We start from the raw sequence: 12,777 nt of genomic DNA, 5'->3' as shown, positions 1-12,777 counted from the left end.
AAAAAATATAAAAAGGGAAAGAATGAAAAATTTATTTTTAATCATCGGCGCTCCAGGCTCCGGCAAAACAACAGACGCATCGATCATTGCACAACAAGATGAGAAATTTGCACACTTTTCAACTGGCGATCTTTTAAGAGCTGAAGTCGCAAGTGGTAGCGAGCTTGGCAAACTAATAGATGGCTTTATCTCAAAAGGAAATTTAGTTCCGCTTGACGTCGTCGTAAATGCGATCGTCTCAGCTATCAAAAGCTCAAATAAATCAAACATCATAATAGACGGCTATCCAAGAAGCGTTGAGCAAATGACCGAGCTTGACAAAGTCTTAAGCGAGCAAGATGAAATTTCTCTAAAAGGCGTCATCGAAGTAGATGTTAGCGAAGATGTGGCAAGAGCTAGAGTGCTTGGCCGTGCAAGAGGCGCTGACGACAACAACGAAGTCTTTAACAACCGCATGAAAGTCTATCTTGATCCGATCAAACCTATCCGCAGATTTTACAGCGAAAAAGAGCTACTTCACGTGGTAAATGGCGAGCGTGGTATAGACGAGATCGTAGCTGACATCAAAAATTTACTAGCTAAACTTTTATAAATTTACAGACCTTGCATCAAAATGTGCAAGGTCTCAAAGAAATATCATTCAAATATACTTATTTTTAATTTTATTTTAAATGTAACTTTCCTATAATTCTAAACCTATTTTTAACAGGCCTAAACAAAGATGAAATTATGCATAAATTTAAATTTACAATACTACTTGCGATCATAGCCATTTTTACTTTTACAGGATGTGCAAAAAAATATATAGAGATGGTTGAAAAGGATACTACATATAAGTACAGCAGCGCTAAAGCGGTTTGTGGCGAAACTGAACTTGATAAAAAGCTAGAAGGACACATAAATACCTTTTTAAAAAAGAAAGACCAATACGGTGACGACCTAATCATAAAATGCGATATACAAAGAACAAAAAATGGAGTTAGGATCCTTAGGCATTTAACCCTAGGCATAGGTGGTGCTGGTAAATCTGAAACTCTCGCAGTCATAAATTTAGTCGATCAAAGTGGCAAAGAGGTGGCCAAATTTAACGTTACTGTCGAGATTAGATATGGCTTTCTTGGTGGTAGCGCAGATAGAGCGCTACCGATTACCGCTAAAAACATCTATAAAATTGTTACAAAAGATTTTATGTAAAAACTTACCTTTTATTAATATCATAAATGTACTATCCCTTAAAATTTCACAACCAATTTAAAAGGATAAAAATGAAAAAGATCATAACCGCTGTAATATCTGCTAGCATCGCAATGGCTGGAGGCTTCGCATCAAAGCACTCAAGCGAAACGATAAGCGTAAAAGAGGCCTTAAAACTAAAAGACGACACCAAAGTTATGCTAGAAGGTAAAATAAAATCACATATAAAATCAGACAAATATGAATTTATCGATAAAAATGGTGATGTCATTGTTGTTGAAATCGACAATAACAAATGGGGCAACATAACAGTCAATGAAGATACACCTTTACGAATAAGAGGTGAGATAGATAAAGACCTTATGAAAACAGAGATCGACGTAGATAGCGTAGAAATCATAAGGTAGTTAAAATTTACACGCATTTAATGCAAAAAATACTAAAATCACGAAAATTTCTAATAAAAAGGACCAATATATGGACGTTTCAAAGATCAAATTTGGCTCAAACCCAGACAAAATCAATGCCGTAATCGAAATACCTTATGGCTCAAATGTCAAATACGAGATCGATAAAGATAGCGGTGCAGTCGTGGTCGATCGCGTACTTTACTCAGCGATGTTCTACCCAGCAAACTACGGCTTTGTGCCAAACACACTTGCGGCTGACGGCGATCCAGCTGATATTTTGGTGCTAAACGAGTATCCACTCCAAGCTGGCAGCATCATCCCTTGCCGCTTAATAGGCGTTTTGGTGATGGAAGATGAAGCAGGTATGGACGAGAAGCTTTTGGCTGTGCCAGTTACAAAGATCGATCCAAGATATGATGCGATAAAAAGCTACGAAGACTTACCAGTTGCAACGCTAAATAAGATCAAAAATTTCTTTGAAACTTATAAAATTCTTGAGCCAAACAAATGGGTTAAGGTGAAAGAATTTAAAGATGCAAATGCTGCAAAAGAGATTTTAGACGCTGCGATAAAAAATTATAAATAATTTATAAGCCCTATTTTAGGGCTTTTTCTTTTTAAATTTATTCGTTTTACACTCCACATAAAAAAGACTATTTTTTATATTTAGATAAGCTTTTTCTTGTATAATACGATTTTCTTTCAACTGCGGGTTCATAGCTCAGTTGGTTAGAGCATCCGGCTCATAACCGGATGGTCCCAGGTTCGAGTCCTGGTGAACCCACCAGCTACTTTATCAACATTAAAAAATCAAAACTTTTTCATAACTTTTTCTTAGGTTTTAAAATACAAAAAATGTTTAATAGCCCAAAATTTAAGCCAAAATTTCTAAGCTCTTTCTAAAATTTCCTTTCGTTTTTGCCAATCAGGCATATAAAGCACTAGATAGTCATAAAATTTCTTTGAGTGATTTGGATACAGCAGGTGAGCAAGCTCGTGAAATACGACATACTCGATGCACGATTTTGGTTTTTTGATAAGCTCTATGTTTAAATTTATATATGATTTATATGGGTTGCAACTCCCCCATCTTGTTTTCATCTGCCTTATTTTTACGCTTTTGATATCTTGTTTTACCATCTTGTTAGACTCTTGCAAGATATTAAAAAAATATAGCATCGCCTTTTCGTGGTACCATTTATAGACCAAATTTCTTTTTCGCTCTAGGTCGCTTTTATCTTTCACAAAGAGCTCCAGATAACCTCTTTGCAGCCTTACGCGCTCCTCTTTAGACTGCACCACTTTTAGCCGATAACTTCGTCCAAGATATTTAAAGTCCTCGCCGCTTACGTATTCTTTTTTACTCGTCTTAAACGAGGAAAAAAACGCGCGCTTTTGCGCTATCCATTTAGCTCTTTTTTTTATAATAAATTTTATATGCTCATCGCTTGCCGTTTTTGGCGCCGTTAGGATCGCTTCGCCATTTGGTCTAACTTTTAAAGTGATATTTTTTACGTCTTTTCGGACGATTTTTACGCCTTCAAGCATAAAAACTTATCTCTATTCCACGGATAGTTTGGTAAATTTTTTCCTTCTCATCGATAGAAACGTCATATTCGTCCTCTATCTCCCAAAGAGCGTCCTCCATAGCGCTTGTTATCTCATTTTCTACATCTTTATTATTGTGCCATTCTGGTTTTTTTGAGGCCTCTTTGTAAATTTCATAAAATTTTACGCTCAAATTTTTAGCAACCACCTCAACATCCACAAGCTCGACATCTGCCAAAATGTCAAGCAAATTATCATAAATAGCAAACAAAATTTTCTTACCATTAAATTCTTTTGGATACCTGTCTTCATTTGGCTTTAAAGCACCAGTTATTAGGTCTTTTAGTAGTTTTGCTTTGACAAGTTTTTCTTCCTCACTTAGCCTTTTTGCTTTATACTCGTCGATGATGTCTTGTATCTGCTGCGCTATTGATTTATAAAATGCTGGATTTGAGTCCATTTTCTCTTTTACCACCGCGCTTACGGCACTGATGATCGTATCAGCCTTTGCATTTTTACCCTCAACCCTTTGCACCTCATCGTCAAATTCCGTCTCAAAGATATTTACGAGCTTTGTAAGCTCATTGACCCCTTGTGCATTTACATAAGTATCAAGCAGCTTTTGCATCTGCGCTTCGTATTTGCCAAAGTCGCAAGCCTCGTGATACCTTAGTTGCACCGCCTTTCTTAGCTCGTTATAAAATTTAACCCTCTGCTTATAAGCTTTGATCTCCTCTTCGCTTAATATGTCATAAATTTTCTCACTTGAAAGCGCTAGTTTAAACGCCCTAGCAAACTGTGATAGCCACTCTTTAAAGTCATCTCGTTTTTGCACGTCCTCTAAAACCGCCACGTAGCTTTCTAGATCGTCTTTAAACTTCACACTGCTAAAAAGATCGTCCAGATGAGTATAGTAAGTCTTTGTCTTTATTATCTCGCTTCTTACGTCTATCACGGCTCCAGTTATATCTTCTGGGTCAAAGCCACTTAGCGAAGCATAGCTAGTAAGCGCCTGATCAAGCTCACCTAAAAGCCCTCTATAATCAATAATGTAGCCGTAGTCTTTCCCGTCATAAAGCCTATTTACTCTAGCTATGGCTTGGAGCAAATTATGCTCTTTTAGCTGTTTATCTATATAAAGTGTACTTGCTCTTGGCGCGTCAAAGCCTGTTAAAAGCTTATCCACAACAATAAGCAAGTCTATCTCGTCGCCATAAATAAATTCATCCTTCACATGCTTTAGATACTCTTCCTCGCTGCCGTAGCCCCTTATGGTCTCTTGCCACGCCTTTGCGACATACTCTTTATGTCCGCCCTCAAGCTCCTCGTGCTCGTTACTTGATATCACATAAGCACTTTTTATCTCTCCAAATTCTTCAAAAATCTGATGATATTTTATGGCGTCATATTTTCTTTGCGTTGCAAGCATCGCCTTAAAGCCACTTTCTTTCAAAGTCTTTTTGATGTGCTCGTTTATATCAACAGCTATTAGCTCTAGTCTTTGCTCGCTTGATGCCACACGCTCAAACCTCGCCCACTTTTGCTGCAAGTCCCTTTTAGCCTCATCGCCAAGCTCTCTTGATATGAGGTCAAATTTCCTAGTTAGCCCATCAGGATCTAGCACCTCTTGGCCCACGTATCGCCCCTCGTAAAGTAGCGGCAAGACAGCTCCATCTTTTACCGCGTCATCTATCGTATATCTATGAATTTCTCCACCAAATTTCGCAAAGCTGTTTTTCTCACGTTTTAAAAGAGGCGTGCCTGTAAATCCTATATAGCAAGCAAGAGGCAACGCCTTTTTCATAGCTTTATGCAGATCGCCGCCTTGCGTGCGGTGGCTCTCATCTACTAGCACAAATATATCGCCATCTCTTATCACTACCTTTTGGTTTTTCACCTTTTCAAATTTATGCACGAGCGTAGTTATCACGCTAACGCCGCTTTGTAGCTTTTCTATCAGATCGCTTCCGCTACTTGCTCGCCCTGCTTTTACATCCGTGTTTTCAAAGGTCTCGTGTATCTGTCCGTCTAGATCTATCCTGTCAGTTACGACGATGATCTTTGAGTTTATGTAAATTTGCTTTAAAAGCTTTGTTAGCATCACCATCGTGAGCGACTTGCCGCTTCCTTGCGTGTGCCAGACGAGTCCGCCCGCTCTTGCTCCGTCTTTTTTCGCCGATACCCTCTTTAGCGTCTCTTCGATAGCGAAAAACTGCTGATAGCGGCAAACCTTTTTCATTTTCTTATCAAACACTATATAGTGCCTAACTAGCCTTAGTAGCCTATCTTTAGATAGTAGCACAAAGAGCGTCATATCAAGCGTACTTATCTCTCTACCATTTATCAAGCTCTTTAAGCTCTCTTTTGCTTTTGCTTCGTCCTGCTCTTTCCACACGCTATAAAATTTAAACAGCGTTCCAGTAGTGCCATATCTTGCCCCGCTTCCATTTGCTGCGATGGTTAGCTGGATGTATTTAAAAAGATGCGCTATCTCATCTTTGCCCTGCTCTTTTTCTAGCTGCTTTATGCCGTTTTCAAAGCTCACGCTTGATTTTTTAAGCTCGATCACGACTATTGGTATGCCGTTTATAAAAAGCACAAGATCAGGCCTTCTGTGCTTTTGCGAGTCGCTCTGGCTTACTCTGCTTACTTCAAATTCTTCCGTTACGTAAAAGTCGTTATTTTGTAAATTTTCAAAGTCTATAAATTTAAAAGAGAAGCTCCTTTTTGTCCCATCTTCTAAATTTTCTTCTAAACTGGTTCCAAGCAAGAGTAAATTTGTGATCCTTTCGTTTGCGACCATTAGCCCTTCGTTTAAAGATACCCCAGCTAGCTCATCGACCGCTTTTAAAACGTTACTTTGACTAAATTTATACCTCTTTCCCTTATACTCATAACTATTTATCTCGCCAAGCTTTTTGGTTAAAATTTCTCTAAACAAAACCTCGCTTGATTTACCGCCACGAAGCCTTAAATTTTCCTCCCTGCTTATAAATTTATAGCCCAAGCTTTGAAGTAAATTTATGCTATTTTGCTGGATCTTATTTTCTGAAGTATCTGGGGTCATTTCACTCTTACCTTTCCGCTTAGTAGTTGTTGCATCAAGCCTTGTTTTTGTCTTTTCAAATTTTCAAGCTTTAAATTTAGTAAATTTATCTCGTCATCGCAAGCCGTTAAAACCTCTGCGATTTTTTGTTGCTCGTTTAAATTTGGAAAATTAATAAAAACATTTTGAAAATCCCTTATTGACAATGTATATCTTGTAATGCCTTGTGACAACCTTGCAAATTGCTTTAATATCTTATCTTGATTAAATACATATCCCAAAAAAACAATATCATTTTTTGCATCTAGCCTAAATCTAACCAAGTGATAACTAAATAGTGTATTTGGCATATCACTTAAAATAACCGCTGAATGACCTATATCGTCTGGCGTTTCAGATGATGGAGTAAATAAAACATCACCTTTTGCCAACGATAAATTTTCTATTTCACGATTACTTGCTGACGTTTGAGATAGTTTAAGATTAGAATTTATATGTGTATTTTTATAAACATCCATGTAGTTTACTAAATTTACAATACATTCATCTTTTTGAATAATTTTATCTACACTACTTGTTTTAAATACACCTATATTTCCCAGCTTTGTTTCTTCCCACTCGTCTTTGAACTGAGGAAAGCGGATTTTGGCTGTGAGTAAATTTTGCATAAGAGCTTTTTTAAACTGCTTTTTGCTTTCTATCAAATTTATAGTTAAATTTATAGCCTCATCCCAAGTAGATAAAATTTTCGCTATCTTTTTTTGCTCGTCTAATGGCGGGGTCAAAATTTTCAAAGAAAAAAAAGCATTATCTGTTATATTTATCCTATCATGCCTAGCGCCGTAGTTTGCTACACTTTTGACTTGATTTTGCCATACAATAGTTTTAAAAAAATATTCTAAAAATTTTGCCAATATCTCATCTTGAACAGTAAAAACCGTATACAACGGAGATACTATGCCCTTAGATAACATATTTCTATTAATTGGTCCAGTAGGGGCACTCTGTGAAATTCTTGGATTATAAACAAAATCCCCCAAATCAACAATATAATAATCTTGTATATTTTCTTTATTTGCTATATCTTTATCAAAATATTCATTCTGTGCAACCAAACCATCAATGGCTGAATTTGACAAAACCAATTTAATTAAACTATTTCTATTTTTAAGAATAGATTTTTCAGCAACATCCCCAAGCTTCACGACCTTCCATCCGCTTGGTAAATTTTTAAAATCACTCATAACCCAAGCTCCGCAAGACACTCGCTCATCTTGCTTTGAATGCTTTTTAGCTCGGCTTCTAAGCGTGAAATTTCTTTCTTAGTCGCCTCGATATCGACAAGCTCTTCTTCTTCAAAGGTATCGACGTAGCGAGGGATGTTTAGGTTATAGTCGTTTTCTTTTATCTCGCTAAGGCTTGCTAGGTGGGAGTATTTTTCTATCTCACTTCTGTTTTTGTAGGCGGCGATTATCTTTTTGATATTTTGCTCGGTTAGAGAGTTTTTGTTTTTGCCTTTTTCAAATTCCTTGCTAGCATCGATAAATAGCACATCTTCGTTTGAGCGGTTTTTCTTAAAAACAAGTATGCAAGCAGGGATGCTCGTGCCATAAAATAAATTTGCCGGTAGTCCGATGACGGCGTCAAGTAAATTTTCTTCGATCAGCTTTTGGCGGATCTTGCCTTCATTTGCTCCGCGAAATAGCACTCCATGCGGAAGCACGACGCCCATTTTGCCGTTATTGTTTAGACTTTTTATCATGTGCACGACAAATGCGTAGTCGCCCTTGCTCTTTGGCGGCAAAGCGTAGCTAGCAAATCTCATAAAAGGATCGTTTCCTGCAAAGTCAGCGCCCCATTTATCTAGGCTAAAAGGGGGATTTGCCACGACTATGTCAAAGGTTTTAATGAGGTTGTCTTGTAGGTGAAGCGGATTTCTGATCGTGTCACCCCACTCGATCACCGCATCATTTATCTCGTGCAAGAACATATTCATCTTGCAAAGTGCGTGAGTTTGTCCGTTTTTCTCCTGTCCATAAAGGCGGAAATTTTTGCTGCCGATCTCTTTTGAAGCCTTGATAAGAAGCGAACCAGAGCCGCAAGTAGGATCGTAGATCATATCGCCCTCTTTTGGCTCAACCAGCTTTGCAAGAAGCGTCGAAACCTCGCTTGGCGTGTAAAACTCTCCGCCTTTTTTGCCAGAGTCACTTGCAAAGTAAGCTATAAGATACTCATATGCGTCGCCTATTATGTCGTTGCCCTCAAGCATAGAAGGGCGAAGATCTAGCCTAGCGTCACTAAAATCATCGAGCAAATTTTTCAATATGGCGTTTCTCACTTTCGTGTCGCCGAGCTTGTTTTTGTTATTAAAATCGATGCTTCTAAAGATGCCTTCAAGCTTATCTTTATTGTCTTCTTCGATCTTTTCTAGAGTTTTGTTCATTATCTCGCCTAAATTTACCGCTTCTTTGTGCGCCAAAAGATACTCAAAGGTGCAACTCTCATCAAGCTTAAATTTCTCTTTCTTTAGCTTTGCTTCGATCCTATCACTCTTATCGCCGTATTCGACTTTAAGCAATTCAAGCTTTTCTTTATAAAAATCAGATAGATACTTAACAAAAAGCATCGTTAAGACATAGTCTTTATAGTCGCTTCCGTCCATCGTGCCGCGAAATGTGTCACAAGCCTTCCAAACGACGTTATTTATGGCATCTTGTGTGGTCTTTTGCATCTTAGTTCTCCTCTTTTATTAAATTTTCAAATATACTTTTGTGGTATTTTTGCTTTTGGGCTGCTAAATTTTGCAAAATTTCGCTCTCCTCGCGAGCTAAATCTAGGTATTTTACTATCTTGTTTTGGGTTTGCAAATTTATGGCTGGTATTTTTATATTATTTATGCTTGCAACGCCTATCATCGCTATTGTAGTGCCTGAAACATCTGGCGCAAGGGCTCTTTTAACGGCGTTGCTGTTTAGATAATGCGCCATAAAACGCGGATCAAATATGTCGCTTTTAACCCTTATGCGAACCATCAAAGATGAGTAGATAAGATCGTCATAATCTTTGTCTATATAAACGGCGAAATTTGGCTCTCTAAGGCGTAACAAAACATCGCCACGGCTCACTTTATACTCATCGCTTATTTTTTCGCTTGATATAAACTCGTCTGCAAATGTGTCATCAAAAAGCGCATTTTCGTTAAAGGACTTTAGCGAGACTACTTTATAGCTAAATTTCTCATCTACGTTTTTGTCCGCCTTTTTGCGGTTTAAAACTAGACCGGTTTTTATATCAGATATGTCGCTTATTTTTATCATTTTAAGATGCTCCTTTCTGTATTATTTTAAAAATAATACTAATGCTTTTATGAGCGAAGTATAACAAAAAAAGTAAAAACTAGCAATATATTTTTATATTATTTACAAAATAATACATCAAATTGACGACTAAAATCTTAATTATTTTTTAGACATTAAATTTACAATATGAAATTTTTATCTCATTAAAATTATCTCGCTTTTTAAACTTACTTTTGGTTATAATTACACCAAATTTGGTCGCAGTTGCGATTTACATTTGCATAAATTTATCTTCAACTACCATTTTTGCAAATTTCAAAAGTCAAATTTCACAAGTTTCGCGTGCCGAAAATATCAAATTTACATTTCTTAAATCCCAAAAGGAGATTTCGTGGAATTAAAACAAACCGGTATATCACGCCGTGGCTTTTTAAAAGGTGCTTTAGCCACAGCTGCTGTTGCCACTCCGCAAACGATGCTGGCTGGCTTTACACCATTTAAGTCTGACTCACTTCAGGTTTGGTCGTGTGGAGGCCTATCTGAAGCATTTAATGAGCTAAATGCCATTTACGAGTCAAGAACAGGGCACAACATCCAATACACAGGCGCCTTTGCTGGTGCTCTTGGCAAGTCGCTTTTAGCACTTCAAAGCACGACCGAGCTCTTTGGAGCAAGGGTTTTAGAGCTTTCTAAAAAACTTCGCAAAGCTGGCCTTAGCCTCCACTTTAGGCCACTATGCTTTACCGACTACGTCCTAGTCGTGCCAAAAGGCAACCCTGCTGGCATTCGCGACTTAAAAGACCTTGTTGAGCCAGGAGTTAGAGTGATGCTGCCGCTTAGATCATCGCCCCCTGGCAGTAGCCCAGTCAAGGGGATCTTAAAAAACTCAAACCTAACCGATGCGGTGATGAAAAACATGGTCGCAAACGGGTCATGCGTCATAAATATGATGTGCGAGCTAGTTGACGGCAAGGGCGATGCCTCGATCATCGAAAAGCGCCTAACAACGCACGATAGGTTTAAAGACAAGATTGAGTATATGCCCATCGATGAAAAGCTCATCCCACCTGGACCGCTCACTTTTACGCTAAATATAATGAAATATGTAAAAGATGAAAGGCTCGCAAATGACTTTGCAGACTTTGTTTGCGGCACCGAAGGGCAAGAAATTTTTGAAAAACATGGCTTTACCTCCATTTATTCAGCGCGTGGGCTAGAGCTTATAGAAAGGTTTGGTGTAAAAGATGTGTAGTAGCTGTAATAGCGCATGCTCTAATAGCAGTGCATGCGGCAATGTAAATTTAAAAAAGAAAAGCAAAAACTCCCCCACAACAAAGATAAGACGTATAGTGCAGCTCATCTTTATAGCAGGCATCGGTCAATGGGCGTATTACGGCATTTTTAGATGCCCTTTTGTAGTGCCTTTTGTAAATTGCCAAAATTGCCCTATCATCACCTGTTGGGGGCGGATCACGTCGCTATTTTTTGGATTTTGGCTATTTATCCCAGCGCTTGTCATCCTCTTTGGCAGGGCATTTTGCGGTTGGGTCTGTCCAGCAGGCTTTGTCAATCAAATGCTTGGTAAATTTGCCTTTTTCAAGCTAAAAATTCGCAGCAAAAAGCTAATAATCGCTCAAATAGGCATGCTAGCTACCATAGCAATCAGCCTTTGGATCTATTTCATCTGGGGCAATCCACGCATGATGATACCTATAAGAACGAGCGATGAGTACCTAACTGCCCTCACTTTGTCACTTCGCTTTGGCGAATGGGAGTGGGTCACTCGCACAGTGATCATCATCTCAGTCATGCTAGCCTCGCTGATCGTAGCTAACCTTTGGTGCCGTTTCATCTGTCCATCAGGCGGTGTACTTGAAATTTTGCGTAAATTTTCGATCTTTCGCGTCTATAAAACAAGCGCCTGTGACGACTGCGACGCATGCTTGCGCAAGTGCGAGATGGGGACAAGACCTGATGAGATAAACTGCACAAACTGCGGAGACTGCCTAAATGTCTGCCATGCAAATGCCATTAAATTTGGAAGGAAAAAGAACTAATGATTTTTCGCACTAAGGCTGATCTAGACAGCCACCCCTGCTTTAACAAAAAGGCCTCCGCTAACTACGGACGCGTGCATCTACCAGTTGCCCCACACTGCAACATCCAGTGCAACTTCTGCAACCGCATATATGACTGCGCTAATGAAAACCGCCCTGGCGTAACAGCAAAGGTGCAAACTCCAGATGAATCGGTGAAATTTTTAGAAAAGCTCTTTAAATTTAGACAAGACATCTCAGTCATCGGCATCGCTGGACCTGGCGATCCGATGTGTGACGTTGATAAGACGCTAGCGACCTTTGAAAAGTGTAAGTCCCACTTCCCAAATGCCCTGCTATGCCTCTCAACTAATGGCTTAGCACTGCCTGAGCATGTTGATGAGATCGTGCGCCTTGGCGTGAGCCACGTGACAGTGACTGTTAATGCCGTGACACCAGATGTTGGCTCGAAGGTCTATTCGTGGGTGAGGCATGAGGATAAAAACTACTACGGCGAGGAGGCTGCTAGGATACTGCTAGCACGTCAGGACGAGGGCATCCGCAAGCTAAAAGAGGCTGGCATGCTAGTAAAGATAAACACCGTCGTCATCCCTGGGGTCAATATGGACCACGTCCAAAGCATCTCGGCAAAGGCAAAGCAGTGGGGAGCTGACATAATGAACTGCATGGCGATGATACCGGTGCATGATACGCCTTTTGAAAATTTAAAGTCCCCTTCAAGTGACGAGATCCACCGCATCCGTAGATCAATAGGTAGTGACATAAATCAAATGACGCATTGCAGTAGATGCCGCGCTGATGCATGCGGCAAACTTGGCGAGAGATAGCGATAAAAGGCACTGAATTTAGTGCCTTTTGCATTTTTGGTTTTTGGTTTTTGGCTAAATTTTGTAAATTTTGTTAGATATCAAAGTTATAAAAAGTATAGGAAAGTGTGGTTAATTCGTAGCTAGAGTGGTTTTGCTCAAAATCAAAATGGCGAAAATTCTTTACGTTACTTTGCAAAACATCTTTTTACAAGCTCTTTTAAAAGCCATTTAAATGGCCTTTAAATCATACGTCTTAATGCTTTACTTACTATATAGACCTCAACCGCTACTATCTTCATCTATCTCGTAGCTTTGAAGTCTTTGTTGATGCTTATGATATGAGCATACCCTAAGAGCTCTTTTTGGGGCAACTTAACCATGAAATTTCTGTAAAAGTTTATAAATTTAGCTTTA

At 38.9% G+C, this 12,777-nt stretch carries 12 protein-coding genes and 1 tRNA gene; 8 read left to right on the top strand and 5 right to left on the bottom strand.

Annotated features, from left to right (window positions below; translation table 11 throughout):
• Positions 1-22 precede the first annotated feature (22 nt).
• From G5B98_RS02630 to G5B98_RS02610, 5 genes are all read left to right on the top strand, one after another.
• Positions 23-592, top strand: coding sequence for an adenylate kinase (locus G5B98_RS02630; protein WP_196087108.1), 570 nt, complete (start codon positions 23-25; stop codon positions 590-592).
• A 137-nt stretch (positions 593-729) separates the two neighbouring features.
• Positions 730-1,194: a hypothetical protein gene (locus G5B98_RS02625; RefSeq protein WP_196087107.1), complete on the top strand. Its 465-nt coding sequence runs from the start codon at positions 730-732 to the stop codon at positions 1,192-1,194.
• Between the two features lie 71 nt (positions 1,195-1,265).
• The gene (locus G5B98_RS02620; RefSeq protein ID WP_196087106.1) at positions 1,266-1,601 is read left to right on the top strand and encodes a NirD/YgiW/YdeI family stress tolerance protein; all 336 of its coding nucleotides are present in this window, start codon (positions 1,266-1,268) and stop codon (positions 1,599-1,601) included.
• 70 nt (positions 1,602-1,671) lie between these two features.
• The gene (ppa, locus tag G5B98_RS02615; RefSeq protein ID WP_196087105.1) at positions 1,672-2,190 is read left to right on the top strand and encodes an inorganic diphosphatase; all 519 of its coding nucleotides are present in this window, start codon (positions 1,672-1,674) and stop codon (positions 2,188-2,190) included.
• 124 nt (positions 2,191-2,314) lie between these two features.
• A tRNA-Ile gene (locus tag G5B98_RS02610) sits at positions 2,315-2,391 on the top strand.
• A gap of 101 nt (positions 2,392-2,492) precedes the next feature.
• On the opposite strand, the gene G5B98_RS02605 is transcribed toward G5B98_RS02610, so the two are convergent.
• From G5B98_RS02605 to G5B98_RS02585, 5 genes are read right to left on the bottom strand one after another with little or no spacing between them, the layout of a single operon-like run.
• On the bottom strand, positions 2,493-3,152 hold the full coding sequence (locus G5B98_RS02605) for a M48 family metallopeptidase (RefSeq protein ID WP_196087104.1): 660 nt from the start codon (positions 3,150-3,152) through the stop codon (positions 2,493-2,495).
• Positions 3,145-6,219: a type I restriction endonuclease subunit R gene (locus tag G5B98_RS02600; RefSeq protein ID WP_196087103.1), complete on the bottom strand. Its 3,075-nt coding sequence runs from the start codon at positions 6,217-6,219 to the stop codon at positions 3,145-3,147. The genes G5B98_RS02605 and G5B98_RS02600 overlap by 8 nt, the downstream gene beginning before the upstream one ends.
• A complete protein-coding gene (locus G5B98_RS02595) occupies positions 6,216-7,442 on the bottom strand; it encodes a restriction endonuclease subunit S (RefSeq protein WP_196087102.1) in 1,227 nt (408 codons plus the stop codon). The genes G5B98_RS02600 and G5B98_RS02595 overlap by 4 nt, the downstream gene beginning before the upstream one ends.
• Positions 7,439-8,929 (bottom strand): type I restriction-modification system subunit M, encoded by a 1,491-nt coding sequence (locus G5B98_RS02590; RefSeq protein WP_196087101.1) that lies wholly within the window; start codon positions 8,927-8,929, stop codon positions 7,439-7,441. The genes G5B98_RS02595 and G5B98_RS02590 overlap by 4 nt, the downstream gene beginning before the upstream one ends.
• Position 8,930: 1 nt before the next feature.
• Positions 8,931-9,515 carry a restriction endonuclease subunit S gene (locus G5B98_RS02585; RefSeq protein ID WP_196087100.1) on the bottom strand — a complete coding sequence of 195 codons (585 nt, stop codon included), beginning with the start codon at positions 9,513-9,515 and terminating at the stop codon, positions 8,931-8,933.
• A 373-nt stretch (positions 9,516-9,888) separates the two neighbouring features.
• Here G5B98_RS02585 and G5B98_RS02580 point away from each other — a divergent pair, with 373 nt between their 5' ends.
• From G5B98_RS02580 to nifB, 3 genes are read left to right on the top strand one after another with little or no spacing between them, the layout of a single operon-like run.
• The gene (locus G5B98_RS02580; protein WP_196087099.1) at positions 9,889-10,749 is read left to right on the top strand and encodes a substrate-binding domain-containing protein; all 861 of its coding nucleotides are present in this window, start codon (positions 9,889-9,891) and stop codon (positions 10,747-10,749) included.
• Complete coding sequence (locus tag G5B98_RS02575) at positions 10,742-11,554, top strand: 4Fe-4S binding protein (RefSeq protein ID WP_196087098.1); 813 nt, start codon at positions 10,742-10,744, stop codon at positions 11,552-11,554. The genes G5B98_RS02580 and G5B98_RS02575 overlap by 8 nt, the downstream gene beginning before the upstream one ends.
• Positions 11,554-12,381, top strand: a complete 828-nt coding sequence (nifB, locus tag G5B98_RS02570; RefSeq protein ID WP_196087097.1) for a nitrogenase cofactor biosynthesis protein NifB — start codon at positions 11,554-11,556, stop codon at positions 12,379-12,381. Before G5B98_RS02575 ends, nifB begins: the two co-directional genes overlap by 1 nt.
• Positions 12,382-12,777 lie beyond the last annotated feature (396 nt).

The sequence above is a fragment of the Campylobacter concisus genome, from assembly GCF_015679985.1.
GTDB lineage: Bacteria > Campylobacterota > Campylobacteria > Campylobacterales > Campylobacteraceae > Campylobacter_A > Campylobacter_A concisus_AC.
Note: the sequence above shows the minus strand (reverse complement) of the source record. Positions and strands in the feature narration are given on the sequence as shown.